The organism is Delftia sp. WSY_16, assembly GCF_043104415.1.
In the GTDB taxonomy this organism is placed as follows: domain Bacteria; phylum Pseudomonadota; class Gammaproteobacteria; order Burkholderiales; family Burkholderiaceae_C; genus Comamonas; species Comamonas tsuruhatensis.
In genome coordinates, this window is record NZ_JBICKS010000019.1 from 430050 (window position 1) to 455134 (window position 25085).

General features: G+C 65.7%; 23 protein-coding genes and 3 tRNA genes. 15 read left to right on the forward strand and 11 right to left on the reverse strand.

What is annotated here, in order from left to right:
• Nucleotides 1-18: 18 nt before the first annotated feature.
• The 5 genes from ACF8O7_RS11355 to ACF8O7_RS11375 all read left to right on the forward strand — a co-directional run bounded on the left by ACF8O7_RS11355 (nucleotide 19) and on the right by ACF8O7_RS11375 (nucleotide 5580).
• Nucleotides 19-393 (forward strand): hypothetical protein, encoded by a 375-nt coding sequence (locus ACF8O7_RS11355; protein WP_016451118.1) that lies wholly within the window; start codon nucleotides 19-21, stop codon nucleotides 391-393.
• 126 nt (nucleotides 394-519) lie between these two features.
• Nucleotides 520-1476 (forward strand): homoserine kinase, encoded by a 957-nt coding sequence (locus tag ACF8O7_RS11360; RefSeq protein ID WP_250438426.1) that lies wholly within the window; start codon nucleotides 520-522, stop codon nucleotides 1474-1476.
• Nucleotides 1477-1622: 146 nt separating this feature from the next.
• A complete protein-coding gene (locus tag ACF8O7_RS11365; RefSeq protein WP_016445799.1) occupies nucleotides 1623-2456 on the forward strand; it encodes a BPSS1780 family membrane protein in 834 nt (277 codons plus the stop codon).
• Between the two features lie 246 nt (nucleotides 2457-2702).
• Nucleotides 2703-4655 (forward strand): PhoX family phosphatase, encoded by a 1953-nt coding sequence (locus ACF8O7_RS11370; protein ID WP_016445798.1) that lies wholly within the window; start codon nucleotides 2703-2705, stop codon nucleotides 4653-4655.
• A gap of 289 nt (nucleotides 4656-4944) precedes the next feature.
• On the forward strand, nucleotides 4945-5580 hold the full coding sequence (locus tag ACF8O7_RS11375) for a hypothetical protein (protein WP_016445797.1): 636 nt from the start codon (nucleotides 4945-4947) through the stop codon (nucleotides 5578-5580).
• A 24-nt stretch (nucleotides 5581-5604) separates the two neighbouring features.
• Here the strand turns inward: ACF8O7_RS11375 and ACF8O7_RS11380 are convergent, their stop codons facing one another.
• Complete coding sequence (locus ACF8O7_RS11380) at nucleotides 5605-8073, reverse strand: UvrD-helicase domain-containing protein (protein ID WP_017407381.1); 2469 nt, start codon at nucleotides 8071-8073, stop codon at nucleotides 5605-5607.
• Between the two features lie 318 nt (nucleotides 8074-8391).
• Here ACF8O7_RS11380 and ACF8O7_RS11385 point away from each other — a divergent pair, with 318 nt between their 5' ends.
• The 4 genes from ACF8O7_RS11385 (at nucleotide 8392) to ACF8O7_RS11400 (ending at nucleotide 9877) form a co-directional block, all read left to right on the forward strand.
• A complete protein-coding gene (locus tag ACF8O7_RS11385; RefSeq protein ID WP_016445795.1) occupies nucleotides 8392-9369 on the forward strand; it encodes a GMP reductase in 978 nt (325 codons plus the stop codon).
• Nucleotides 9370-9547: 178 nt separating this feature from the next.
• Nucleotides 9548-9623: transfer RNA gene (locus ACF8O7_RS11390), tRNA-Lys, on the forward strand.
• Nucleotides 9624-9678: 55 nt separating this feature from the next.
• Nucleotides 9679-9754: transfer RNA gene (locus ACF8O7_RS11395), tRNA-Lys, on the forward strand.
• A 47-nt stretch (nucleotides 9755-9801) separates the two neighbouring features.
• Nucleotides 9802-9877 (forward strand) — tRNA-Lys (locus tag ACF8O7_RS11400).
• Nucleotides 9878-9913: 36 nt separating this feature from the next.
• On the opposite strand, the gene ACF8O7_RS11405 is transcribed toward ACF8O7_RS11400, so the two are convergent.
• On the reverse strand, nucleotides 9914-10912 hold the full coding sequence (locus tag ACF8O7_RS11405; protein ID WP_016451115.1) for a TRAP transporter substrate-binding protein: 999 nt from the start codon (nucleotides 10910-10912) through the stop codon (nucleotides 9914-9916).
• Nucleotides 10913-11179: 267 nt separating this feature from the next.
• Between ACF8O7_RS11405 and ACF8O7_RS11410 the strand changes: the two genes are divergently transcribed.
• On the forward strand, nucleotides 11180-12412 hold the full coding sequence (locus tag ACF8O7_RS11410; protein ID WP_016445793.1) for a multidrug effflux MFS transporter: 1233 nt from the start codon (nucleotides 11180-11182) through the stop codon (nucleotides 12410-12412).
• A gap of 28 nt (nucleotides 12413-12440) precedes the next feature.
• Here ACF8O7_RS11410 and ACF8O7_RS11415 read toward each other — a convergent pair whose 3' ends face one another.
• The 3 genes from ACF8O7_RS11415 to orn all read right to left on the reverse strand — a co-directional run bounded on the left by ACF8O7_RS11415 (nucleotide 12441) and on the right by orn (nucleotide 17021).
• Entirely contained in the window at nucleotides 12441-13910 is a 1470-nt protein-coding gene (locus ACF8O7_RS11415; RefSeq protein WP_016451114.1) for a diguanylate cyclase domain-containing protein, read from the reverse strand.
• A 150-nt stretch (nucleotides 13911-14060) separates the two neighbouring features.
• Nucleotides 14061-16085 carry a DEAD/DEAH box helicase gene (locus ACF8O7_RS11420; RefSeq protein WP_280047536.1) on the reverse strand — a complete coding sequence of 675 codons (2025 nt, stop codon included), beginning with the start codon at nucleotides 16083-16085 and terminating at the stop codon, nucleotides 14061-14063.
• Nucleotides 16086-16415: 330 nt separating this feature from the next.
• On the reverse strand, nucleotides 16416-17021 hold the full coding sequence (orn, locus tag ACF8O7_RS11425) for an oligoribonuclease (RefSeq protein WP_016445790.1): 606 nt from the start codon (nucleotides 17019-17021) through the stop codon (nucleotides 16416-16418).
• Between the two features lie 30 nt (nucleotides 17022-17051).
• On the opposite strand from orn, the gene ACF8O7_RS11430 reads away from it, so the two are divergent.
• Genes ACF8O7_RS11430 through rsgA form a run of 3 tightly spaced genes read left to right on the forward strand, consistent with a single transcriptional unit; the run spans nucleotide 17052 to nucleotide 19689 of the window.
• Entirely contained in the window at nucleotides 17052-18353 is a 1302-nt protein-coding gene (locus tag ACF8O7_RS11430) for a M48 family metallopeptidase (protein ID WP_280047535.1), read from the forward strand.
• A gap of 16 nt (nucleotides 18354-18369) precedes the next feature.
• Complete coding sequence (locus tag ACF8O7_RS11435) at nucleotides 18370-18702, forward strand: 4a-hydroxytetrahydrobiopterin dehydratase (RefSeq protein ID WP_016445788.1); 333 nt, start codon at nucleotides 18370-18372, stop codon at nucleotides 18700-18702.
• An 18-nt stretch (nucleotides 18703-18720) separates the two neighbouring features.
• The gene (gene rsgA / locus ACF8O7_RS11440) at nucleotides 18721-19689 is read left to right on the forward strand and encodes a ribosome small subunit-dependent GTPase A (protein WP_016445787.1); all 969 of its coding nucleotides are present in this window, start codon (nucleotides 18721-18723) and stop codon (nucleotides 19687-19689) included.
• Between the two features lie 90 nt (nucleotides 19690-19779).
• Here the strand turns inward: rsgA and ACF8O7_RS11445 are convergent, their stop codons facing one another.
• The 6 genes from ACF8O7_RS11445 to rpsP form a co-directional block, all read right to left on the reverse strand.
• A complete protein-coding gene (locus tag ACF8O7_RS11445) occupies nucleotides 19780-20769 on the reverse strand; it encodes a CobD/CbiB family protein (RefSeq protein ID WP_026062341.1) in 990 nt (329 codons plus the stop codon).
• 68 nt (nucleotides 20770-20837) lie between these two features.
• A complete protein-coding gene (locus ACF8O7_RS11450) occupies nucleotides 20838-21566 on the reverse strand; it encodes a CoA pyrophosphatase (protein ID WP_016445785.1) in 729 nt (242 codons plus the stop codon).
• Nucleotides 21567-21653: 87 nt separating this feature from the next.
• Nucleotides 21654-22034 (reverse strand): 50S ribosomal protein L19, encoded by a 381-nt coding sequence (gene rplS / locus ACF8O7_RS11455; RefSeq protein WP_016445784.1) that lies wholly within the window; start codon nucleotides 22032-22034, stop codon nucleotides 21654-21656.
• Nucleotides 22035-22144: 110 nt separating this feature from the next.
• On the reverse strand, nucleotides 22145-22915 hold the full coding sequence (trmD, locus tag ACF8O7_RS11460; RefSeq protein WP_017405202.1) for a tRNA (guanosine(37)-N1)-methyltransferase TrmD: 771 nt from the start codon (nucleotides 22913-22915) through the stop codon (nucleotides 22145-22147).
• Nucleotides 22916-22927: 12 nt separating this feature from the next.
• Entirely contained in the window at nucleotides 22928-23497 is a 570-nt protein-coding gene (gene rimM, locus ACF8O7_RS11465) for a ribosome maturation factor RimM (RefSeq protein WP_016445782.1), read from the reverse strand.
• A gap of 123 nt (nucleotides 23498-23620) precedes the next feature.
• Nucleotides 23621-23875: a 30S ribosomal protein S16 gene (gene rpsP / locus ACF8O7_RS11470; RefSeq protein WP_012207143.1), complete on the reverse strand. Its 255-nt coding sequence runs from the start codon at nucleotides 23873-23875 to the stop codon at nucleotides 23621-23623.
• A 145-nt stretch (nucleotides 23876-24020) separates the two neighbouring features.
• Between rpsP and ACF8O7_RS11475 the strand changes: the two genes are divergently transcribed.
• Complete coding sequence (locus tag ACF8O7_RS11475; protein WP_126310862.1) at nucleotides 24021-24545, forward strand: GNAT family N-acetyltransferase; 525 nt, start codon at nucleotides 24021-24023, stop codon at nucleotides 24543-24545.
• 7 nt (nucleotides 24546-24552) lie between these two features.
• Nucleotides 24553-25056 (forward strand): NINE protein, encoded by a 504-nt coding sequence (locus ACF8O7_RS11480; RefSeq protein ID WP_016445780.1) that lies wholly within the window; start codon nucleotides 24553-24555, stop codon nucleotides 25054-25056.
• Nucleotides 25057-25085 lie beyond the last annotated feature (29 nt).

Consider the following 25085-nt stretch of genomic DNA (forward strand, 5'->3'; position numbering starts at 1 on the left):
AGACCTACAATGGAGCCCATGCGCGCCGCTCCACTTCTCATCCTCCTGAGCCTGGCCGCCAGCCCCGTGCTGGCCCAGAACCCCACGCCTGCCCCGGCTGCCTCCACCGCCCCCGCGGCGGCGACCGCCGGGCAGACCGCGCCGGACACGGCCAGGCCCGAGGCCCGCGACCGAAGCAACCAGCGCGTGGAACGCATCCATGTGGAAGACGAAGGCAGCCGCGTTGACGAACTGCGCGTGGGCGGCCAGACCCGAAGCATCACCGTGCAGCCCAAGGTCGGCGACATGCCCTCCTATGAGGTGCAGTCCAACGACGGCGCCCGCTCCTCCCGCAACCGCGGCGATGGCGACGGCACCAACGGCACGCGCGTCTGGAACCTCAAGAAGTTCTGATCCTCACCGGACTGTCCGGGCCCCGGGCCCGGCGGCATCCCAGGGGGCAGCACCTGACGGCGCTGCCCTCTTTCCATATCTGACGACAACGATTTCCGCCGAGCCGCGCTGGCCGGCAATGCAAACATGGCCGTTTTCACCGAAGTCTCCGACAAAGATGCGCGCGAGCTGCTGCGCCGCATGTCCCTGGGTTCCTTCAAGGAGCTGCGCGGCATCCAGGGCGGCATAGAGAACACCAACTACTTTCTCACCACCGAGCAGGGCGAGTGGGTGCTGACGCTGTTCGAGCGCCTGACGGCCGAGCAACTGCCCTTCTACCTGTACCTGATGAAGCATCTGGCGCAGGCCGGCATTCCCGTGCCCGACCCGCAGGCCGAGACGCGCAGCGGCGACATCCTGCTGCGCGTGTGCGGCAAGCCCGCCTCCATCGTCAACCGCCTGCCCGGCAGGAGCGAGCTGACCCCCCAGCCCGCACACTGCGCCGCCGTGGGCGAGATGCTGGCGCGCATGCACCTGGCCGGACGCGACTACGATCGCCAGCAGCCCAATCTGCGCGGCCTGCCCTGGTGGAACGAGACCGTGCCCACGGTGATCCCGCACATCGACGCACCCACCGCCGACCTGCTGCGCTCCGAACTGGCCTTCCAGAACCATGTGGCCGCGCTGCCTGCCTATGCGGCGCTGCCGCGCGGCCCCGTGCACGCCGACCTGTTCCGCGACAACGTGATGTTCGATGGCGAGCGCCTGACCGGCTTCTTCGATTTCTACTTCGCAGGCGTGGACAGCTGGCTGTTCGACCTGGCGGTGTGCCTCAACGACTGGTGCATCGAACACGCCACAGGCGCCCATGACGCCGCCAAGGCCAAGGCCATGATCGATGCCTACCAGTCCGTGCGCCCCCTGACCGCCGCCGAGCGAGAACTATTCAACCCCATGCTGCGCGCGGGCGCGCTGCGCTTTTGGATCTCCCGCCTGTGGGATTTCCACCTGCCACGCGAGGCCTCCATGCTCGTTCCCCACGATCCCACGCATTTCGAGCGCGTGCTGCGCCAGCGCCTGGCCCGCCCCGTGGCGCTGGACTGACGTCCCAGGCCGGCCACGACGCGGCTGCCGGAGGGCTTTGCGGTCCACGGGCCGCGCTTCCTCGGGTACAGTCCCCGTTCGGGCGCCAGCGGCGCGGCCCATGCCAGAGGCCATGCCCCATCCAGGCGCCCCGACTTCCTCACCCCATGAAACTTCTCATCGTTCCCGCCCGTACCGGCCTGCAATGGGTGCAGCAGGGCATCCGCACCTTCCGCCAGCAGCCGCTGGCGCTGGCGGCACTGTTCTTTCTGTCGATGGCGGCCATGTCGCTGGTCACGGTGCTGCCGCTGATAGGCCCCGTGATCGCGCTGGGCCTGCTGCCGGCCACATCGCTGGCCATGATGGTGGCGGCGGCCGAAGCCTCGCACGGGCGCGCGCCCACGCCGGCCCTGCTGCTGGTGGCCTTTCGCACCGGGCGCCAGCGCCTGAATTCCATGCTCACGCTGGGCGCCATGTATGCGGCAGGCTTCTTGCTGATCATGGGCCTGTCCATGCTGGTGGACGATGGCCAGTTCGCCAACGTCTACCTGGGCGGCGAACCGCTGACGCGCGAGATCGCCGAATCGCCCGACTTCCAGGCCGCCATGTGGCTGAGCATGGGCCTGTACCTGCCGCTTTCGCTGCTGTTCTGGCATGCGCCGGGCCTGGTGCACTGGCACAACGTGCCGCCGGTCAAGGCCGTGTTCTTCAGCCTGGTGGCGTGCGTGCGCAACATCGGCGCACTGGTGGTCTTCGGCCTGAGCTGGATGGGCGTGTTCATCGTGGCCGGCATCGTGATGGCACTGATCTCGGCCGTGCTGGCCCAGGTGCTGGGCGGCATTGCCAACGGCCTGATGATTGCCACGGCCATGCTGCTGGCCGCCATGTTCTTCACCTCCATCGTCTTCACCTTCCGTGACTGCTTTGCGGCGCCCGATGAAAGCGATGGCAGCGACGCCATCGGCACCGAACCGCCGCAGCCGCCCGGACTGTCCGGCTGACGCCTGCACGGCACCAGATCACCAGGCCCCTTTCGAGGGGCTTTTTCTTTGCCGTTTCTCTGTCGTGCCAGCGGCCACCCGGGCGTCCACATGACGCAGTCACTGTTGTGTCATACGGATGCCATCGCTTTGTCACAGTGCCTGCCTAGCATGCCGTGCGGATGCATAGCCAGCGAGTGCGCAGTGGCATCCCGGCCCATCCCGCCCCCGATGGGCTGATGCAGACAACCCCACAACGGAAGCCCCATGTCCCAATCCACGATGCTCTCCCGCCGCAAGGCGCTGCAATTCCTGACCGGCGCCCCCCTGCTGCCGCTCGGCTCCGCCGTGTCCGCCGCCGGCCTGCTGACCGCCTGCGGCGGTGGCGATGACGGTCCCGCGAAGAACTATGTGGCGGCCAGCTTCACCTCCATGGCCGCGCCCACGCTGGCCACCCCCCAGGCCATGGCCCGGATGACCGTGGCCTCGCAGCTCAAGGTGCAGTACAGCGACAACAGCGAGCAGAGCTTCGACCTGGGCTACCAGCCCTTCTTCGTGACCGGCGACGAAGTGCCGGACGGCAAGGGCGGCAAGATCCTGGCCGGCGGCTACTACGACATCAACAACAACAAGATCATCGACCGCACCGTGGCCGGCAGCGAGCGCCACTTCTTCTCCGATGCGCCCGACGGCACCTCGCTGCTGACCGTGCCCAATGCCAAGGTGGATGGCGTCAAGGGCAAGCCCGTGTTCGCCGTGGTGCAGTTCGAATACACGACCTGGGCGCAGGATGGCAAGACCGACATGTACGGCAAGCTGCCCTCGCCCATCGCCGTGCTGACGCTGGACCAGGACCAGACCACGGGCAAGCTCAGCCTGGTCAAGTACCACAACGTGGACACCTCCAAGGTGCATGGCCTGTGGATCACCTGCGGCGCCAGCCTGTCGCCCTGGGGCACCCATCTGTCCAGCGAAGAGTACGAGCCCGACGCCTTCGCCACCGGCAATGCGCAGTTGCAGGCCTTCAGCCAGAACCTGTATGGCGACCAGACCAAGGCCAACCCCTACCACTACGGCCACATGCCCGAAGTGACGGTCAACGTGGACGGCACGGCCAGCATCAAGAAGCATTTCTGCATGGGCCGCATCTCGCACGAGCTGGTCCAGGTCATGCCCGACCAGCGCACGGCGCTGATGGGCGACGACGCCACCAACAGCGGCTACTTCGTCTTCGTGGCCGACAAGGAAAAGGACCTGTCCTCGGGTTCGCTGTACGTGGCCAAGGTGGGTGCAGGCTTCTCCATCGACCCCGCATCGGGCAGCGCCGCCGCGCTGACCTGGATCAAGCTGGGCTCGGCCACCAGCGCCGAGATCGAGCAGCTGGCCAACACGCTCAAGCCCACGGACATCATGACCGTGGCCAAGACCGATCCGGGCGACGCCAGCTACACCAAGATCACCGCCAACGGCAAGGTGGAGTGGATCAAGATCAACCCCGGCATGGAAAAGGCCGCCGCCTTCCTGGAAACGCACCGCTACGCCGCCTTCAAGGGCGCGAGCATGGGCTTCACCAAGATGGAAGGCACGACCGTCAACGCCAAGGACAAGGTGGCCTACTCGGCCCTGCAGAACTGCGAAAAGTCCATGGTGGCCGGCGATGCGCTGAACGTGGCAGGCAATGGCGTGTCCATCCCCAAGCAGCTCAAGGCCGGCGCCGTGATGGCACTGAACCTGCGCGGTGGCCAGAAGGACACGGCCGGCGCCGCCATCAACAGCGAGTGGATGCCCGTGGACACCAAGGCCCTGCTGGCCGGCGAGGATATCAGCGCCGACGCGCTGGGCAACACCGGCAACCCGAACAAGATCTGCAACCCCGACAACCTCAAGTTCTCGGAGAAGATGCGCACCCTGTTCATCGGCGAGGACAGCGGCCAGCACGTGAACAACTTCCTGTGGGCCTACAACATCGACACCAAGCAGCTGTCGCGCCTGATGTCGATTCCCGCAGGCGGCGAATCCACGGGCCTGCACGCCGTGGACGAGATCAACGGCTGGACCTACATCATGAGCAACTTCCAGCACGCCGGTGACTGGGGCAGCATCCACAACGTGGTCAAGTCCACGCTGGACCCGCTGATCAGCACCAACTATCGCGGCAAGTTCGGCGCCGCCGTCGGCTACCTGACCGGCACCGCTTCCCAGCCCAAGCTGTCGGCCTGACCGCCGCCACAACGCCCCGCCGCCCTGCGGCGCGTGGCGCGTGGCGCGTGGCGCCACAACAATAAGGCCATGGATTTCCATGGCCTTTTTGCATGCCTGCGCCGCAACTGCATGGATGTCATGAACCCGACTCCTGGCGTGCAAAACAAGAGTCATTCTCACCTGCTCGCTATAATTTCTGATGCATTGCGGCGTCGCTAGCCCGCCATCGCACCATCTTCAGCCCCGCCGGATCACGCCCCTCAAGGCCCGGCAGGCGCACGCAGAGCCACACCACAGGAGAGACTCCATGACCCCAGCTTCCCGCATCCTTCGCAGCACGGCCTCCGCATGGCTGGCGGCCGCTGCCACCCTGGCGGTGCCGGCTGCACATGCCGACTATCTCTGGCTGCAGCAGGACGCAGGACAGGCCCGGGCCTATGCCGGAGAACTGCGCAAGCCGCTGCAACAGCTGCCGGCCCTGGAGGACGCCAAGCAGGTCCTGCCCGACGGCAAGAGCCTTCCCCTGAAGGCCGAGGCCAATCATTTCACCGCGGACGCAGGCCAGGGCGATGTGCGCATCGCCGCCACGCGCCCCGGCGCCAATGGCGTGCTGACCTATTACCAGGCCCGTTTCGGCCGCAACGACACCAAGGCCGTGAACGACCTGGAGCTGGTGCCCACCACGGCGGGCGGCGATACGTTCCAGCTGGTGTTCAAGGGCCGCAAGGTCGCGGCCAGCCAGGTCAATGTGCAGACCAGCGAGGGCTGGTACCGCACGCTCACGCCATCGCAGGACGGCACGGTGAGCTTCAAGCCCTACTTCCCGGGCCTGTACGTGCTGGAGGTGACGGCGCGCGTGGACAACGGCTCGGTCACGCTGGACGGAAAGAAGTACACCGACGTGCGCCACACCACCACGCTGAGCTTCGAAGTCAAGCCCTGACCGCCGGACACGACGGCCCGGCCCTCACTCCACGACCGTGAGCTTGGCAATGGACAGCGCCAGCCACTTCGTGCCGTGGCGCCCAAAGCTGACCTGGGCACGCGCGTCGTCGCCCGTGCCTTCCAGGGCCAGCACCTTGCCTTCGCCGAACTTGTTGTGGAACACGTTCAGGCCCACGCGCAGGCCGTGGCCCGGGTCGGCCTTTTGCGGCGGCACGGGCGGGCTGGCGAAGACCTCGCTGCGCCAGCCTTCGGCCTTGCTGCCGAAGCCGCCGCGATCGCGTGAGCCATAGCCGCCACCACCGCCGCCACCGGGGCGGGGCGCGTAGCTGCCAAAGCCGCCCTGCTTGGGGGTGATCCACTTGAGCGCCTCTTCAGGCAGCTCGTCGAAGAAGCGGCTCTTGACGTTGTAGCGCGTCTGCCCGTGCAGCATGCGCGTCTGCGAATGGCTCAGGTACAGGCGCTTGCGCGCGCGGGTGATGGCCACATAGGCCAGGCGGCGTTCTTCCTCCAGGCCGCCCCGGTCCATCATGGCGTTCTCGTGCGGGAACAGGCCCTCTTCCACGCCGCCGATGAAGACGGCGTCGAACTCCAGGCCCTTGGAGGCATGCACGGTCATCAGCTGCACGGCGTCCTGGCCTGCCTGGGCCTGGTTGTCGCCAGCCTCCAGCGCCGCGTGCGTCAGGAAGGCGGCCAGCGGCGACAGGGTCTCGCCGGTATCGGCATCGACCATGCCGGCCACGGTGCCGGCCGGCGGCGTGAGCGGCGTGTCCAGCAACGGCAGCGCAGGGTCCAGGCCCTGGCTGGCGGGGCTTTGCGTCAGCGCCCTGGCGCCGTCGTGCTCGTCCAGCGGCAGGGCCACGGCATCGCGGCCAAAGCCTTCCTGGGTGACAAAGCTCTCGGCCGCGTTCACGAGTTCCTGCAGGTTCTCGATGCGGTCGGCGCCTTCCTTTTCGTTGCGGTAGTGCTCGAGCAGGCCGCTTTCTTCCTCGATGGCCTCGATGATCTCGCGCAGCGTGCGGCCCTGGGTCTGCTCGCGCAGCACGTCGATCTTGGCGACAAAGCCTGCGAGCTTGGCGCCCGGCGCGCCCGGCACCGCCGAGACGGCATCGTGCAGCGAGCAGCCCGCGCTGCGCGCCGCGTCCTGCAGCGTCTCCACGCTGCGCGCGCCAATGCCGCGCGGAGGGAAGTTCACCACGCGCAAAAAGCTGGTGTCGTCGTGCGGGTTCTCCAGCAGGCGCAGGTAGGCCAGCGCATGCTTGATTTCGGCGCGCTCGAAAAAGCGCAGCCCGCCGTACACGCGGTAGGGAATGGCGGCATTGAACAGCTGCGATTCGATCACCCGGCTTTGCGCATTGCTGCGGTAGAGCACGGCGATTTCCTGGCGCTGCCAGCCGTCCTTTTTCACGAGCTGCTGGATTTCCTCGACCATCCACTGCGCCTCGGCCATGTCGGTGGGCGCCTCGTAGATGCGCACGGGCTCGCCCGGGCCCTGGGTGGTGCGCAAGTTCTTGCCCAGGCGCTGGCTGTTGTGGCTGATGAGCGCGTTGGCGCAGTCCAGGATGTTGCTGTAGGAGCGGTAGTTCTGCTCCAGCTTGATCTGCTGGCGCACATCGAACTCGCGCACGAAGTCCTGCATGTTGCCCACGCGCGCACCGCGAAAGGCGTAGATGCTCTGGTCGTCGTCGCCCACGGCGATCACGCTGCCCAGGGCCTGCAGGCGGCCATCCACCACGTCGCCCGCCAATTGCTTGAGCCACTGGTATTGCAGCTTGTTCGTGTCCTGGAACTCATCGACCATGATGTGGCGAAAGCGCCGCTGATAGTGGGCGCGCAGCGCGGCGTCGTCGCGCAGCAGCTCGAAGGAGCGCAGCATCAGCTCGCCGAAATCGACCACGCCCTCGCGCTGGCACTGCTCCTCGTAGAGCTGGTAGATCTCGACCTTCTTGCGCGTGTCCGGGTCATTGGCCACCACGTCGCCGGGGCGCATGCCCTCTTCCTTGCAGCCGGCAATGAAGTACTGCAGCTGCTTGGGCGGGAAGCGCTCGTCGTCCACGTTGAACTGCTTGCACAGGCGCTTGACGGCCGACAGCTGGTCCTGCGTGTCCAGGATCTGGAAGGTGGACGACAGCCCTGCCGCCTGGTGGTGGGCACGCAGCAGCCGGTTGCACAGGCCGTGGAAGGTGCCAATCCACATGCCGCGCACGTTGTAGGGCAGCATGGTCGACAGGCGCGCCAGCATTTCCTTGGCCGCCTTGTTGGTGAAGGTCACGGCCAGGATGGAGCCCGGCGTGGCCTGGCCCGTCTGCAGCAGCCAGGCGATGCGCGTGGTCAGCACCCGCGTCTTGCCCGAGCCGGCGCCGGCCAGGATCAGCGCATGGCCGGCCGGCAGCGTGACGGCAGCGAGCTGCTCCTCGTTGAGGTTGGCCAGCAAAGGGGAGTTGGAGGCGGGTGCGGCACCGGAGGCGCCGTCGAGCAGATCGATCGGGAACATCCCGGCATTGTAGGAAGCGCCCCGGCCTGCGGGGAAAGCCATGCTGCATTTCCCGCATTCGACACATGCAGCGCATCTTCCCGGTCCATAACGCCATTGCTATAACCGCTATATCGACAGGGCGCCCGGGCCCGCCGCCGGCAACGTATAGAATCAATCACCGGGCCCAAGTTTCTTGCGGTCCGGTTTTTTGTGCCCGGGCCACAGCCGCCCTGGCGACGCGGCCCGCCCGCGCCGCCCGCAAGACCGGCCTCCAAGCCAAGCGCCCCATCGCGGAGGGATGTTCCTGCCGCGACCTTTCATGGAGCTTGGAATCAAATGGAAATCTTCGACTACGACAACATCCTGCTGCTGCCGCGCAAGTGCCGCGTGGAAAGCCGCTCGGAGTGTGATGCCAGCGTGGAGCTGGGCGGTCGGTCCTTCCGCATCCCGGCCGTGCCGGCCAACATGAAGACGGTGGTGGATGAAAGCATCTGCACCTGGCTGGCCCGCAACGGCTACTTCTACGTGATGCACCGCTTTGACCTGGACAACGTGCAGTTCGTGCGCGAGATGCAGGGCAAGGGCTGCTTCGCCTCCATCTCGCTGGGTGTCAAGAAGCCCGACTACGACACCGTGGACCGCTTCGTCGCCGAAGGCCTGTGCCCCGAATACATCACCATCGACATCGCCCACGGCCATGCCGACAGCGTGAAGAACATGATCGGCTACCTCAAGGAAAAGCTGCCCAAGTCCTTCGTGATCGCCGGCAACGTGGGCACGCCCGAAGCCGTGATCGACCTCGAGAACTGGGGCGCCGACGCGACCAAGGTCGGCATCGGCCCCGGCAAGGTCTGCATCACCAAGCTCAAGACGGGCTTCGGCACGGGCGGCTGGCAGCTGTCGGCGCTCAAGTGGTGCGCGCGCGTGGCCACCAAGCCCATCATTGCCGACGGCGGCATCCGCAGCCACGGCGACATCGCCAAGAGCGTGCGCTTTGGCGCCACCATGGTGATGATCGGCTCGCTGTTCGCGGGCCATGAGGAATCGCCGGGCCAGACGGTCGAGGAAAACGGCCAGCGCTTCAAGGAGTACTACGGCTCGGCCTCGGACTTCAACAAGGGCGAGTACAAGCACGTCGAAGGCAAGCGCATCCTCGAGCCCGTCAAGGGACTTCTGGCCGACACCCTGATCGAGATGGAGCAGGATGTGCAAAGCTCCATCAGCTACTCGGGCGGCAAGAAGCTGATGGACATCCGCAAGGTCAACTACGTGATCCTGGGCGGTGACAACGCAGGCGAACATCTGCTGATGTAAGCGCAGACACCAAGGCAAGGCGGCTTCGGCCGCCTTTTTTTGTGCCTGCGTTCCCGACGTCACGCAGGCCGCGCATGCCGAGATCGCGCCATGAACCAAAAAATTGGCGTGTCTTCCTGCAAGCATGCCAAAAATGCCGCATAATTGCGGTCTCGTTTGCAGCGCAGACTTGTTTTTGGGGCTCTTAGCTCAGCTGGTAGAGCAGCGGACTCTTAATCCGTTGGTCGAGTGTTCGAATCACTCAGGGCCCACCAAAAATTCCTTTTCAGCCTGGATTCATCCAGGCTGATTCCTTCGGAATACCCGAGGGGGCTCTTAGCTCAGCTGGTAGAGCAGCGGACTCTTAATCCGTTGGTCGAGTGTTCGAATCACTCAGGGCCCACCAAGAATTCCTTTGCCTGATCTCTTCAGGCAGCCACGCAGAAATACGTGGGGCTCTTAGCTCAGCTGGTAGAGCAGCGGACTCTTAATCCGTTGGTCGAGTGTTCGAATCACTCAGGGCCCACCACCAACACCCCGAAAAAGGCACTCAGCGCACCGGCGCTCAGTGCCTTTTCTTGTTGTACTCCATCAGCACCGACATATTGCTGCTGCCGGCCTTGGCCACCCACTCGCGACCAAAGCGCTCGCCCACCAAATCCAGCATGTGGCGCAGATCCGCCGACGGCGCGGCCACGGACACCTTGTTGTCGGCAAGGATCTTCTTGCCCAGCTCATCGGCCTGCTGGGCCAGCGCCCAGCCCTCTTTTTCAGCCGACTCGGCAGCGCGGCCGATGGCCTGGCGCTCGGGCTCGGTGAAGCCCCTCCAGGCAAGTTCGCTGACGCAAAGCATGTTCTTGGGAATCCAGGCCTTGATATCCAGAAACACCTTCATGGCCTTCCAGGCCTGGATGTCGGCGCCCGTGGCGCTGGAGGTAATCATGGCATCGATGCCACCTTGCTCCACAACGGCACCCAGATCGCCTGCGGCAATCACCACCGGCTGCGCCCCCCAGAGCTCGGCCAACCGCTTGGTCGCATCGCTTTGCACACGCAGCCTGAGGCCCTTGAGATCCGCGATGCTGTGGACCGGGCGCCGACTCAGGAGACCCTGCGCCGGCCAGGGCACGGCAAACAGCAGGCGCGCGCCCTGCTGGGCCAGCAAGAACTCCTGCAGCACGGGGCGGGTCAACTGCCACAGGCGCGCGGCCTCGTCAAAGCCACGCACCATGAAAGGCAGCGAGTCCATGGCCAGCAGCGGGTGGATATCCGCACAGGACGACATGAGCACTTCGCCGAACTGGAGGTCATTGCGCTTGAGCGCAGGCAGCACCTGCGCCATGGGCTTGAGCGCCGAGCCGGACACCACCTCGATCTCCAGCGACTGCCGGGTGTCGGCACCCACGCGTGCCGCGAAATTGCGCAGGTTCTGCGTGTGGAAGATGCCATCGCCATAGGCCGCCGACAGCTGCAGCCGGTGGCCCTTGGACCAGGCAGCGCCGGCGGTCAGTTGCAACGCGGCCGGAGCCAGGCCTGATATCAACGTGCGGCGAGAAACAGTCATGAAAGATCCTTGGCGAAAGCGCCCAGAACCATGCCATCCACCCGACGGCGGACCTGTGCATGCGGGCGGAAAAGATAAATTCTATCGATATTTATATCATTTAGATAAAAACTATCGATCCATTCCATCGCCCAGGTCATTCGCCAAGCCATCCGTCACACCGGATTCCAGCCAAGCCGCTACAGTGTCACCCTGCCGCAGACGCATGAGTGTGCGGCCCTCTTCTGCGCCTGTGGCCCGCCTGCAGCGCACAACCGCCTCGCCTGCATGCCACAAAATGTTTCCCCGCTCTGGCAGGGCCCGCGCTGGGCCCTGGCCGTCCTGCTTGCCATCCTGGGCATGCTGGGGCCGTTCTCGATCGATACCTACATCCCGGCCTTCTCGGGCATCGCCCAGGCCTTGAACGCCACGCCGCTGCAGATGCAGCAGACGCTGTCGGCCTATCTGTTCGGCTTTGCCTTCATGAACCTTTTCCATGGCGCAATGGCCGACAGCTTTGGCCGCCGCCCCGTGGTGCTATGGGGACTGGCCGTGTTCACGCTGGCCTCGGCAGGCTGCGCGCTGTCGCAGAACATCACGCAACTGGTGCTGTTCCGGGCGCTGCAGGGCCTGTCCACGGGCGCCGGCATCGTGGTGTCGCGCGCCGTGGTGCGCGACCTGTTTCCGCCTGCCCAGGCCCAGCGCGTGATGGCCCAGATCACCATCTTCTTCGGCATTGCCCCGGCGCTGGCGCCGGTGCTGGGCGGCTGGCTGTTCGTGCACCTGGGCTGGGCGGCCGTATTCTGGTTCCTGACGCTGGTGGGCGTGCTGCTGTGGAGCATCAACTGGCGCTTTCTGCCCGAGTCTCTGCCGCAGGCGCAGCGCCAGCCCTTCCGGTTCAAGCCACTGATGCAGGGCTACAAGGCGCTGTGCAGCGATCCGCGCTTTGTGCTGCTGGCCTTTGCCAGCGGCGTGCCGTTCAACGGCATGTTTTTGTACGTGCTGTCGGCCCCCGCCTTCCTGGGCGACCTGCTGCACCTGCAGCCGCAGCAGTTCTTCTGGTTCTTCGTGATTTCGATCTCGGGCATCATGGGCGGCGCCTGGGTGAGCGGCCGGCTGGCCGGGCGCATTCCACCCAAGCACCAGATCCGCCACGGCTTCGTGATCATGTTCGTGGTGTCCATCGTCAACCTGGTTGCCAACCTGATCTGGCCTGCCCATGTGAGCTGGGCGTTGATTCCCGTGGGTGTGTTCGCCTTCGGCTGGGCCATGATGGTGCCCGTCGTGACATTGCTGGTGCTGGACATCCATCCCGAGCGGCGCGGCCTGGCCTCATCGCTGCAGGCCGTGGTGGGCTCCACGGCCAATGGCATCGTGGCCGGCGTGCTGGCGCCTCTGGTGATGCATTCGACGGTGCTGCTGGCCCTGGGCTCGATCAGCATGATGCTGATCGGGCTCGCGTCGTGGATCTACCTGCATCACCGCTGGCCCGAAATCGGGCGGCACGCCTCGGAGGCCTGAAGGCCACTGCTCCCGGGATCCCGGGCGTCTATGCCCGGCCCGCGCGGCGGTCCAGCATTTTTTCCTTGTAGTAGCGCGCCTTTTCGGCATACATGGCCTGGTCCGCGCGTGACACGGTGGCCTCCAGCTGGCTGCCCTCGTTGCAACAGGCCACGCCCATGGACAGGCTGACCAGCTGACCCGGATAGAACTGGTTGTTGAGCTCCAGCAGGGACAGGATGCGCTCCTTGACGGCTTCGGCGCCGCGCTCGTCCGAGGCTGGCAGCAGCACCATGAATTCGTCGCCGCCCACGCGTGCCGCACAAGCGGGCGCATCCACGGCCTTGGTCAGCACTTCGCCCACGCGGCGAAGCATGTCGTCGCCTGCGGCATGGCCATGCTCGTCATTGGCCTCCTTGAGACCATTCATGTCGATGGCGATCACGGCCAGCGGCCACGGCCCCTTGCGCGCCAGGCGGTTCAATTCCTCGATATAGAAGGCGCGGTTGCGCAGTTGGGTGAGCACGTCGTGCTTGCCCAGGTATTCCAGATAGGCCTCGGCCTTCTTGCGTGCCGTGATATCCACCAGGGACAGCAGCACCAGCCCCCAGTCGTCCGCATGGCCGTCCAGCACGGCCAGCTGCATGTGGATGTGCAGCGTGTCGCCCGACAGCGCGTAGTTCACCACTTCGCGGTGCTGCACGAGCTTGCCGTTCCACAGGTCCTGGAGTTGATCGGCAAAGGAGTCGATCATTTCATCGCGGAAGATGCGGCCCAGCCGGCTCAGCAGCTGCAGCTTGTCGGTGGCACCGAACATGCGCAGCGTCTGGCGGTTCACGTCGATGACGCGAATCTCCTGCATGCAGCGCGAGATGAATTCCGGATGCACCTTGAGGAAGGTGGCGAAATCGCTGATGCCCTGGGCGCGCACATCGTCGAGCAGGCGCTTGATGGAGCTGAAGTCCTCGACCCACAGCGACACGGGCGAGTACTCGAACAGGTCGCGCGAGTACTGCTCGCTGCGGTGCAGCTGCCGCGTGCTGCGCATCTCGGCCGTCACGTCTTCCAGCGACACCAGCACGCAGTCCCAAAGCTCCTCATGGCCGGGCAGGATGCGGCCACGGATCTGCACGTCCAGCCGGCGCCCGTCCAGCGTGTAGTTGGCGGTGCGGTTGGCAAAAGTCGGCGAGCCCTTCCAAAGCTCCTGCAGCTCGCAGGCCAGGCCGGCATGCATGTCGTCACGGAACACCTGGCCCAGGCTGTCGAGAAAGGTCTGCTGGTCCGCGGCGCCGAACAGGTCCAGCGTGCGCTGGTTGACGCGAACCACCCTGAGCGCGGCACTGCACTGCTGCAGTGCCTGCGGATGGGCAGAAAAATGCGCCTGCAGATCGGTCACGCCCTGTGCTCGCCACTGGTCGAGCAGGCGCTTGAGCGCGCTGTAGTCCTCCAGCCATAGCGAGACGGGGGCCAGTTCGAACATGTGCTCAAAATCCACACTGGACGCGATCAAAGACTCCACAGGGCACCTCCGCGCCGCGATTATGGCAGTCGCAGAGCCCGCCAGACAGCAGGTTCTGCGCCACGAACACAGGCAGCGCCAGGCAGGCAGGCGGATTGCCCAAAAAAAAACGGCCCCGAAGGGCCGGTCTGCATGCAAAGCCGGAATCGATCAGCGCACGGCGCGCTTGCGATCGCCGCCCTGGGGCGAGTAAGGCTTGGGAGCGCTCTTGCCAAAGGCCGGACGGCGCTCACCACCGCCGAAGCCGCCGCGGGATTCACCGCCGAAGCCACGCGATTCACCGGATGCACCACGGAAGCCGCCATCGCGGTGGCCGCCATCGCGGGGAGCACCCTCACGACGGTCGCCGCCGCGCGCAGCGCCACGGTCGCCGCCGAAGCCACGGCCTTCGCCGCCACGGCCAAAGCCGCCTTCACGCGGAGCCTGGCTGTAGCCACCTTCACGCTGGCCCTGGCCAAAGCCGCCTTCGCGCTGGCCGCCACCGAAGCTGCCGAAGCCGGCCTTGCGGCCATAGCCTTCCGAATCACGGCGGGGGCCGAAGCCACGGTCGCCACCGCGATCACCAAAGCTGCGCTCGCGGTCACCACCGCCGAAGCCGCGGTCGCCACCGAAACCACCACGACCACCGCCGGCGGAGCCTCGGCGATCACCACCACGGCCTTCAAAGCCGCCGCCACGACGGCCGCCACGGCCTTCGTTGCTGCTGGGTGCGCGCTGTGCAGGCTCGAGACCAGGAATCACCTCGGCCTTGAATTGCTGACGGCTGTAGCCTTCGATATCGAAAATGCGGCGGCGGTCACGGAATTCCGCGAACGTCACGGCCACGCCTTCGCGACCGGCACGACCCGTGCGGCCGATACGGTGGGTGTAGTCCTCGGCCTTCATGGGCAGGCCGTAGTTGAAGACGTGGGTGATGGAGGGCACGTCAATGCCGCGTGCCGCCACATCGGTCGCCACCAGCACCTGCACCTGGCCGCTGCGCAGCGCCATCAGGCGGCGGTTGCGCAGGCCCTGGCTCAGGGCGCCGTGCAGCGCCACGGCCGAGAAGCCGTCCTGCTGCAGGTCGTTGGCCAGGCCGTCGCACTCGACCTGGGTCGATGCGAAGACGATGGCCTGGTTGATGGTGGTGTCGCGCAGCCAGTGGTCCAGCAGCTTGCGCTTGTGCTGGGAGTTGTCGGCCCAGAACAGCACTTGCTTGATGTTGGCGTGCTTTTCCTGGGGCGTGTCGATGGTGACCTTCTTCACGCCCGATCCGCCGTCATGCATCACGCGCATGGCCAGCTGCTGGATGCGGGGCGCGAAGGTGGCGCTGAACATCATGGTCTGCTTGCGCTGGGCCGTCAGGTCGTTGACTTCGGCCAGATCGTCCGAGAAGCCCAGGTCCAGCATGCGGTCGGCCTCGTCGACCACCAGGAACTGCACCTGGTCGAGCTTGATCTGCATCGAGCGCTGCAGGTCCAGCAGACGGCCAGGCGTGGCCACCACGAGGTTGGCGTTCTGCAGCTTGGCAATCTGCAGCTGGTAGGGCATGCCGCCCACCACGTTGGCAATGCGGATGCCACGGCAGTGCTTGACCAGTTCGATGGCGTCATGCGCCACCTGCTGAGCCAGCTCGCGCGTGGGGCACAGGATCAGGGCGCCGGGAACGGCCGCCTTGAAGTTACGGGGATTGGTGGGGTCCTTGCGCTTGTTGCGCTTGGGCGTGGGCTGGCCGCTGGCAGTGGCCTCGGCGCACTGGCGGTCATATTCGGCGCGGATGGCGGCTTCCTCGTCAGCCTTTTGCTGGATCAGCGTGTGCAGCACGGGCAGCAGGAAGGCGGCGGTCTTGCCCGAGCCGGTCTGGCTGGAAACCATCAGGTCGATGAAGGCCTGATCACCACTGCCCATGGCCAGGGGAATGGCTTGCGCCTGCACGGCCGTGGGCTGGGTGTAGCCCAGATCGGCAACGGCGCGGACCAGCTCTTCAGCCAGGCCCAGCTCGACGAAGGCGTTGGGGAGTTCGGGAGCTGCCTGGGCGGCTTCGGCGCCCTCGACGGTTTCAGCAGCGGCCTGCGACTCGGCGGCCTGCTCGGCACCGGCAACGGCGGCGTCCAGCACGGAAGAGGCTTGGGCAGCGCAAGCAAAAGAGGAATCGGCAGCGGCAATGATGCCCTGCTCTTGAGAGATGTCGTTCATGAATGGCTCTAACGAAAAGCACGCGCAGTCAGCGATCTGCCACGCTTTTCTCGACGGTTGGGTCAACATCCACCGTCAGACTTGACCGGCCCTTCGCAAAAGGGCGGATGGGCGTTTTCGGCTGGTCCGAAACCGATGGTCCCGCCATCCATGAAAGCCTTCATGGAGGTCTGTGGACATCGACCTCAGACACACAGCGCAGGAGCCCTTGTGTGATGGAGATGTGCAAATTGCCCCTTGTTGATGGAGGCAAGCTGTAGATTGTCGCACTCCTGGGGTTTTCCCGCAAGCCCCCTGCACAAAAATGGCCGGAGGGCCCGGCTCCGGGCGCTAGACGCTCAGCAGGCGTGCGCGATAGTGCGCCAGCTCATCGATGGATTCATGCACATCGGCCAGCGCCGTGTGGCGCTGGGCCTTCTTGAAGGATGCGTAGGCATCGGGCTTCCAGCGCCTGGCCAGTTCCTTGAGGGTGCTGACATCAACGTTGCGGTAGTGAAAGAAGTCGTTGAGCTTGGGCATGTAGCGCTCCATGAAGCGCCGGTCCTGGCCAATGCTGTTGCCGCACAGCGGCGCCTTGCCCTTGGGAACGTACTGCGCCAGGAACTTGATCAGCGCGGCTTCCGCATCGGCCTCGGTGGTGGTCGATGCCTTGACGCGCTCGATCAGGCCGCTTCTGCCGTGCGTGCCCTTGTTCCAGGCGTCCATGCCGTCGAGCAGGGCATCGCTTTGATGGATGGCGAACACAGGACCCTCGATGCGCGTGGCAAGGTCCGGGCTGGTGACGACCACGGCGATCTCGATGATGCGATCGGTGTCGGGCTGCAGCCCGGTCATCTCGCAGTCGAGCCAGACGAGATTGAGGTCGGATTTGCTCAGGGTGACGGGCGTGCCGGATTCGGCGGGGACGGGAATGCAGGCGCTGGAGGCTTCGGACATGGCCCAAATTGTCGCCTACACTGCGGCCACATGGTCTTCAACCCCGATTTTTCCTCGACGCTTTCCCTGCTGTTTGCCGCAGCCGTGCTGGCCCAGTGGCTGCTGCGCGCCTGGCTGGCCTCGCGCCAGGTTCGCCATGTGGCAGGCCACAGAGCGCAGGTGCCCGAGGCCTTTGCGCAGCGCATCAGCCTGGCCGCCCACCAGAAGGCCGCCGACTACACACTGGCGAAGGCACGCGTTGCCCTGATCGACATGACGCTGGGCGCCGTGGTGCTGCTCGCATGGACGCTGCTGGGCGGGCTGGATGCACTCAACCAGCAGTTGCTGGAATGGATGGGCGCCGGCCTGTGGCAGCAATTGGCGCTTCTGGCCAGCTTTGCACTGATCTCCGGCCTGGCGGAGCTGCCGCTGTCGCTCTACCAGACCTTTGTGCTGGAGCAGCGCTTCGGCTTCAACCAGATGACGCTGCGGCTGTGGCTGGCCGATGCCGCCAAGTCCACGGCCATGGGCGCAGCCATCGGCCTTCCGATTGCGGCACTGATCCTGTGGCTCATGGGTTCGGCCGGCGACCTGTGGTGGCTCTGGGCATGGGCCGTCTGGACGGGCTTCAACCTGCTGCTGATGTGGATCTTCCCGACCTTCATCGCACCGCTGTTCAACAAGTTCGATCCACTGGAGGACGGCCCGCTCAAGGAGCGCGTGAGCGCACTGATGCAGCGCTGCGGCTTCACGGCCAAGGGCCTGTTCGTGATGGACGGCAGCCGCCGCTCGGCACATGCCAATGCCTATTTCACGGGCTTCGGCCACTCCAAGCGCGTGGTGTTCTTCGACACCTTGCTCAAGCAGCTGGACGCCGACGAGGTGGAGGCCGTGCTCGCGCATGAGCTGGGCCATTTCAAGCACCGCCACATCCTCAAGCGCATGCTGCTGATGTTTGCCGCCAGCCTGGCGGGCTTTGCGCTGCTGGGCTGGCTGTCGCAGCAGCTGTGGTTCTACCTGGGCCTGGGCGTGCGTCCGGGTCTGGACCTTGCGCTGGGACACAGCGGCATCGGCGCCGGCAACGAGGCCGTGGCGCTGCTGCTGTTCCTGCTGGCCGTGCCAGTGTTCAGCTTCTTTGTCACCCCGCTGTTCTCGGCCCTGTCGCGCCGCGACGAGTTCGAAGCCGATGCCTACGCCATGCAACAGGCCAGCGGAGCCCACCTGGCCTCGGCACTGCTCAAGCTGTACGAGGACAATGCTTCAACGCTCACGCCCGATCCCTGGTACGTGAGCTTCTACTACTCGCATCCGCCCGCCCTCGCCCGGCTGGCGCGCATGCCCTATCCGACCTGAACCATACGCACTCACCATGAGCACACAACGCTTGCAACAACAGGACTGGTCCAACCAGCAGCGCCGCGCGCTGACTTCCGACGAACTGCACACCGCACTGGCCGCCCTGCCGGGCTGGCAGCTCGATGGCGATGCCATCGCCAAGAGCTACGCCTTCGCCAACTACTACGAGACCATGGCCTTCGTGAATGCGCTGGCCCTGATCGCCCACCAGCAGGACCACCATCCCGACCTGACCGTGAGCTACGGCCGCTGCGGTGTACGCCTGAACACGCATGACGTGAACGGCATCTCGTCCACCGACATCGAGTGCGCACGCCGCATCGATGCGTTGCTGGCGCGCCCATGAATCGCACCCCGCTGACCCATGGCTGAGCGCTCCGCACTGCACGAAGGCCTGGTCGTCTCCAGCCATGGCCGCCATTGCGTGGTCGAGACCGAAGACGGCTCGCGCCACATCTGCCACCCGCGCGGCAAGAAGAGCCAGACCGTGGTGGGCGACCGCGTGCGCTGGCAACTCCCGCCCCCAGGCCAGGGGGAGGAAGGCACCATAGAAAAGGTGCTGGAGCGGCGCAACCTGTTCTACCGGCAGGACGAGATACGCACCAAGTCCTTTGCAGCCAACATCGACCAGGTGCTGATCCTGATCGCCGCCGAGCCGGTCTTCTCCGAAAGCCAGCTGGCCCGCGCCCTGATCACTGCCGAAGCCACCCACATCAAGCCCCTGATTGCCCTCAACAAGCGTGACCTGGCCGAGCCCTTTGCCGACGCCTGGGAGCGCCTGGAGCCTTATCGCGAGATGTACCTGGGCCAGGAAAAGCCGCACTACGAGGTACTGTCGCTGTCGCTGGCCAATGAGGGCGAGGCCGATCGGCAGCTGCTGATGAAGCACCTCAAGGGCAAGGCCACGCTGGTGCTGGGCCCTTCCGGCTCGGGAAAGAGCACCCTGATCAACCTGCTGGTCCCCGGCGCACGCGCGGCCACCAACGAGATCTCGCAGGCACTGAACTCCGGCAAGCACACGACCACCACGACCAGCTGGTACTGGATGGACGAGGAGCGCACGACAGCCCTGATCGACTCGCCGGGCTTCCAGGAGTTCGGCCTGCGCCACATCGAACCCACCGACCTGCCCCGCTGCATGCCCGACATCGGCGCCCATGCGCAGGAATGCAAGTTCTACAACTGCACCCACCTGCACGAGCCCGGATGCGCGGTCATGCCGCGCGTGGAGGATGAGGAACACGGCATGGACGCCGACCATGACATCAGTGCCAACCGGTACTGCATCTATGCCGAGCTGTTTGATGAGTTGAGTCAGGCCACGAAGTATTGAGCCTCCCCCAAACGCCACGGGGCCCCTCCGGGAGGAAGAAACGACGCCTCCAAAGGGGCGTCATCCAGGACTCGCCCGCAGGCTCCGCACTCAGCCCAACAGGCGCGCCAGCGACAGCAGCGCCAGCAGCAGCAGCCAGACCACGACCGAGCGCCAGACCAGGCCGACCACGCTGCGCAGGTGGCCGATCTCGGGCTCACGGCCCGGCGTGGCTTCACTGTCCACGTCGAGGTCGATCTCCTCGCCGTCGTCACGGGTCACCGAGATGCCCTCGCGGCGCTTGAGTGCCTCGCCGCCCAGGCGCACGTTGATGGCGCCCGAGGTGGCGGCCAGGATCACGCCGTCGTTGTCGTTGGGAAAGCGCTGGGCATGGAAGCGCCAGCCCTCGATGGCCTCCTCGAAACTGCCGACCACGGCAAAGGAAAGAGCCGTCAGCCGTGCGGGCAGCCAGTCGATCACGGTCCAGGCCAACCGTGAGGCGTGCTGCAACTGGACACTGACCTGGCTGCCACCCAGCAGGCCCTTGCGCGACCAGGAGCGCGACAGGTGCTCGGTCATGCGGTAGAACACGGCGCCCAGCGGGCCCAGGCCCAGCGCTGCCAATGCAGAGAACCAGAACAGCACGCCAAACACATGGCGATGCGCTGCCAGCACCGAATACTCGATCACATGGCGCACCACCTCGCTGCGGGGCACTTCGCTGGCGTCCACCTGCTGCCAGTGGGCGAGGGCTTCGCGCGCCGCGTACTCGTCACCTGCATCCAGCGCATCGCGGATGCGCGTGAAGTGGTGGCTGAACTGGCGAAAGCCCAGCGTGACGTAGAGCACGGCCACATTCCAAACCATGGCCAGCGGCCAGCCCACGCCCCACAGCAGCAGCAGATAGATGCCTGTCACCAGCACGCAGGGCAGCGCCACCGCCACGGTCCAGGCCAGCCAGCCGTGGTGCGCCTGGCCGGCATCGAAGTTGCGGCGCACCGAAACCGTCCAGGCCCTGTAGCCTGTGTGCACCAGGTTGGCCGGCGTCAGGGGGCGCGCCTGCTCGATCAGCAAGGCGATCAGAATGGCAAAGAAACTCATCCGGCCATCATACTGGCGCATGCGGGCAGGCCCGTGACCCCGGGGTGGCACGGCACCCCATCCGGGCATCAGGCCGACAGGAATCGGTAAAGATTGCGCAGCATGCCGGCCGTGGCGCCCCAGATGTAGCGCTGGCGGTCTCCATCCTGATAGGGCATGGCAAACCATTCGCGCGGCACGCCGTTCCAGACCATGGCGTGGCGCTCATGGTTGGCAGGATCGAGCAAAAAGGACAGCGGCACCTCGAACACGTCCGCCACTTCGTAGGGATTGGGATGCAGGCGCGCCCGGGGATCGACCAGGGCCACCACCGGCGTGATCAGAAAGGCCGTGCCCGTGGTGTAGATGGGCAGGGTGCCCAACACTTCCACATCGCCGGCAGCAAGCCCGACTTCCTCCTGCGCCTCGCGCAGGGCCGTGGCCTGGGCAGACACATCCTCAGGATCGCGCTTGCCACCCGGAAAGGCCACCTGGCCCGAATGGGTGGACAGATGGGCCGTGCGTTCGGTCAGCAGCACCGTGGGCTCGGAGCGCAGCACGATGGGCACGAGCACGGCGGCATCGGTGGGCTGGCGATCACTGAAGCGTTTCTCGCGCACCACCTCGGGAGCCCAGCGGGGCGGCCGCGCAAAGCGCTGGCGCAGGGCATCCGGCGCGCGGGCCTCCAGAGGCACGGCGGGCAGGTGGCTGTCCCTGCCCACCAGTTGCGCCATGCGCGGGTCGGCGACCGAGGCGACGGCCGCTGGCGTCGGGCCGCCGGTCGGCACGGGTATGGCGGTATCGGGCAGAGAGGACACGAATGAAGGAATGTGGTGAGAAACGACCGGGCAACAAAAAAGCCGCTACAGGCGACTGTAGCGGCTTTCCAGCTGTGACGCAGGTGCTCAGGCTTCGGCAGAAACCTTGACACGCGACGGCAGCTTTTCCTTGATGCGGGCCGACTTGCCGCTGCGCTCGCGCAGGTAGTACAGCTTGGCACGACGCACATCACCGCGACGCTTGACTTCGATGCCGGCGATCAGGGGCGAGTAGGTCTGGAACGTACGCTCCACGCCTTCACCACTGGAGATCTTGCGCACGGTGAAGCCGCTGTTCAGGCCACGGTTGCGCTTGGCGATCACGACGCCTTCGTAGGCCTGCACGCGCTTGCGGCTGCCTTCGACCACGTTCACGCTCACGATGACGGTGTCACCGGGGGCGAACTGGGGGATGGTCTTGTTCAGACGGGCGATTTCCTCTTGCTCGAGGGTCTGGATCAGATTCATGGTCAACATCCAATCGATCTTGTCCGCGCCAGGATTGGCAAGCGCCGGGATTGGCGCCATGGCTGCTTTGTTCGTAGCAGCGGCCGGATAGAGGATCGAAGAATCGCGGATTATAGCCCGGCGGCGTTTTTTGCCAAAAACCCCTCGTCCTTGGCATTGAGCAGGCCCTGGGCGCGCGCCTGCTCTATCAGCTCGGGCCGGTGCCTGGCCGTGATGGACAGGCGCTGGTCGCGGCGCCAGCGCTCGATCTGCGCGTGGTGCCCAGACAACAGCGGCGCCGGCACTTCGCGCCCTTCCCAGACTTCGGGGCGCGTGTAGTGCGGGCAATCGAGCAGACCATCGAGCGCGGGATTGAAGCTGTCCTGCTGGAAGCTGCCCTCGTCGTTGAGCACGCCGGGCTGCAACCGGGCCACGGCATCGAGCAAGGCCATGGCAGCAATCTCGCCGCCGGAGAGCACGAAATCGCCCAGGCTCAGCTGGTGCGTGACATGGGCATCGATGAAGCGCTGGTCCAACCCCTCGTAGCGGCCGCACAGCAAGATGGCACCCTGCCCCTGCGCCCAGTCGGCGACCACGCAGTGGCGCAGCGTCGTGCCTATCGGCGAAAACAGCACCACCGGCGCCGGCTCGGTCTCGCCCGCGTCGCGGCGCGCCTGCTGCGCCGCCTCCAGGCAGCGCTGCAGCGGCTCGGCCATCATCACCATGCCCGGCCCGCCGCCGAAGGGCCGGTCGTCCACGCGCCGGTAGTTGCCCTGGGCATGGTCGCGCGGATTCCACAGGTGCACGCCGACCTGGCCCGAGGCATAGGCCCGGCGCGTCACGCCGCTTTCGAGAAACGGCGTGAACAGCTCGGGAAACAGCGTGAGGATGTCGAAGCGCATGGATGTCGGCGATCAGTAGTCGGGCTGCCAGTCGGCAACGATGGTCTTGCCCGGCAGATCCACCTTGTCCACATAGGCGTCGACAAAGGGAATCATGCGCTCGCGCTCCTTGCCATCCTCTTCATAGGCCAGCACCAGCACGGTCTGCGGGCCGGTGGACAGCAGGTCTCGGACGATGCCCAGGGCCACGCCTTCGCGGTTGACCACGGACAGGCCCAGCAGGTCGACCCAGTAATACTCGCCATCCTCGGGCTGCGGAAAATCGCTGCGCGCCACGAAGATGCGCGCACCGCGCAGGGCCTCGGCAGCGTTGCGGTCGTTCACGGCGGGCGAGGTGGCGACGACGGAGTCGGAGTGCACGCGCGCCTGCTTGACCGGCAGCAGCACGGTTCCGGTGAACTGCCGGGCGCCTTTTTCGGCGGGCTGCAGATACCACTGCTTGGCCGTGAACAGGGCCTCGGGGTCGGAACTGAAGGCCGCCACCTTGAACCAGCCCTTGATGCCCCAGGCATCGGCGATGCGCCCGACCTCCACGGCATCGGCAGGCAGGACGCTGGCTTCGAGTTCAGGCATGTGGCTCATGGCAGTCGGTAGGCAGTAGGTGGACGGTCAATGCAGATCGGTGCAAGGCGATCCGGAGGGGGAAAACAAAAACGGGCCCCGTCAGACAAGCCAACGGAACCCGATTTCAGAAGGGGTGCTGAATTAGGCAGCAGTCTTCTGGGTGGCCTGCTTGATCAGGCGCTCTGCGGTCTCGGAAGCCTGCGCGCCAACGCCCTTCCAGTAGTTCACGCGGTCCAGAGCAACGCGCAGACCCTCTTCGCCACCACGGGCGTTGGGGTTGTAGAAGCCCAGACGTTCGATGAACGAACCATCGCGGCGAACGCGCTTGTCAGCAGCAACGATGTTGTAGAACGGACGGGCCTTGGAACCGCCGCGAGAGAGTCGAATGACGACCATGATTTTCCTTCGGGTGGCGCAGCCACCACGTAATTAACACACAATAAATGGCTGCACAGAGTTTTGCGGCGTTTGAGACACGCGACATGGCCACCCGGCCAGCGACACGCCGTAAAACCAGCGATTATATCGAACTTCTTTTCTCATGCCTACCATCCGCCCAAGCCAGGACAGCGATCTCGCTGCCATCACCGCCATCTACCGCCACCACGTGCTGCATGGCACAGGAACGTTCGAGACCGATCCCCCTTCCGAAGCCGACATGGCCACGCGCCGCGCGGATGTGCTGACCAAGGGCCTGCCCTATCTGGTCGCCGTGGACGCACAGGGCCAGGTGCTGGGCTTTGCCTACGCCAACTGGTTCAAGCCGCGCCCGGCCTATCGTTTTTCTGCCGAGGATTCCATCTATGTGCATGACGCGGCACGCGGCCAGGGCGTGGGCCGCCTGTTGATCGATGCGCTGTCGCACGACTGCGAGGCGGCCGGCGTGCGCAAACTGCTGGCGGTGATCGGCGACTCGGCCAATGCCGGCTCCATCGGGGTGCACCGCGCTGCAGGCTTCACCCCTGCGGGCACGCTGCGCTCCATGGGATGGAAGTTCGGCCGCTGGCTGGACATCGTGCTCATGGAGAAGACCCTGGGAGACGGCGACCGCAGTTCGCCCGAATAATGGGCGCATGAACCGACCCAGCACGCCCCTGCCCCAGACCACCGGCGCCGACCGGGCTCCCCGCCCCAGGAACAAGACACTGGCCGCCTGGCTGGCCTTTGTGGGCGGGCCGCTGGGGCTGCATCGCTTTTACCTGCATGGGCTCGGCGACTGGCTGGGCTGGCTGCTGCCCGTGCCCACGGCGCTGGGCGTGTACGGCATCGAACGCGTGCAGCAACTGGGACAGGACGACCAGCTCAGCTGGCTGCTGATTCCGCTGCTGGGCTTCACCATCGCCGGCTGTGCGCTGCGCGCCATCCTCTACGGGCTGACCGACACCGAAGCCTGGAACCGGCGCCACAACCCCGGCATTGACGTGCAGGCGCAGGCCGGACGCACGGGCTGGTCAACCATCTTTGCCATTGCGCTGTCGCTGATGCTGGGCGCCGCCGTGCTCATGGCCAGCATTGCCTACAGTTTCCAGCACTACTTCGAGCACCAGGTGGAGGAGGCGCGCAAGATTTCGCAGTGAGGCGCAGCCAACGCCTCCCCCGAAAAAAG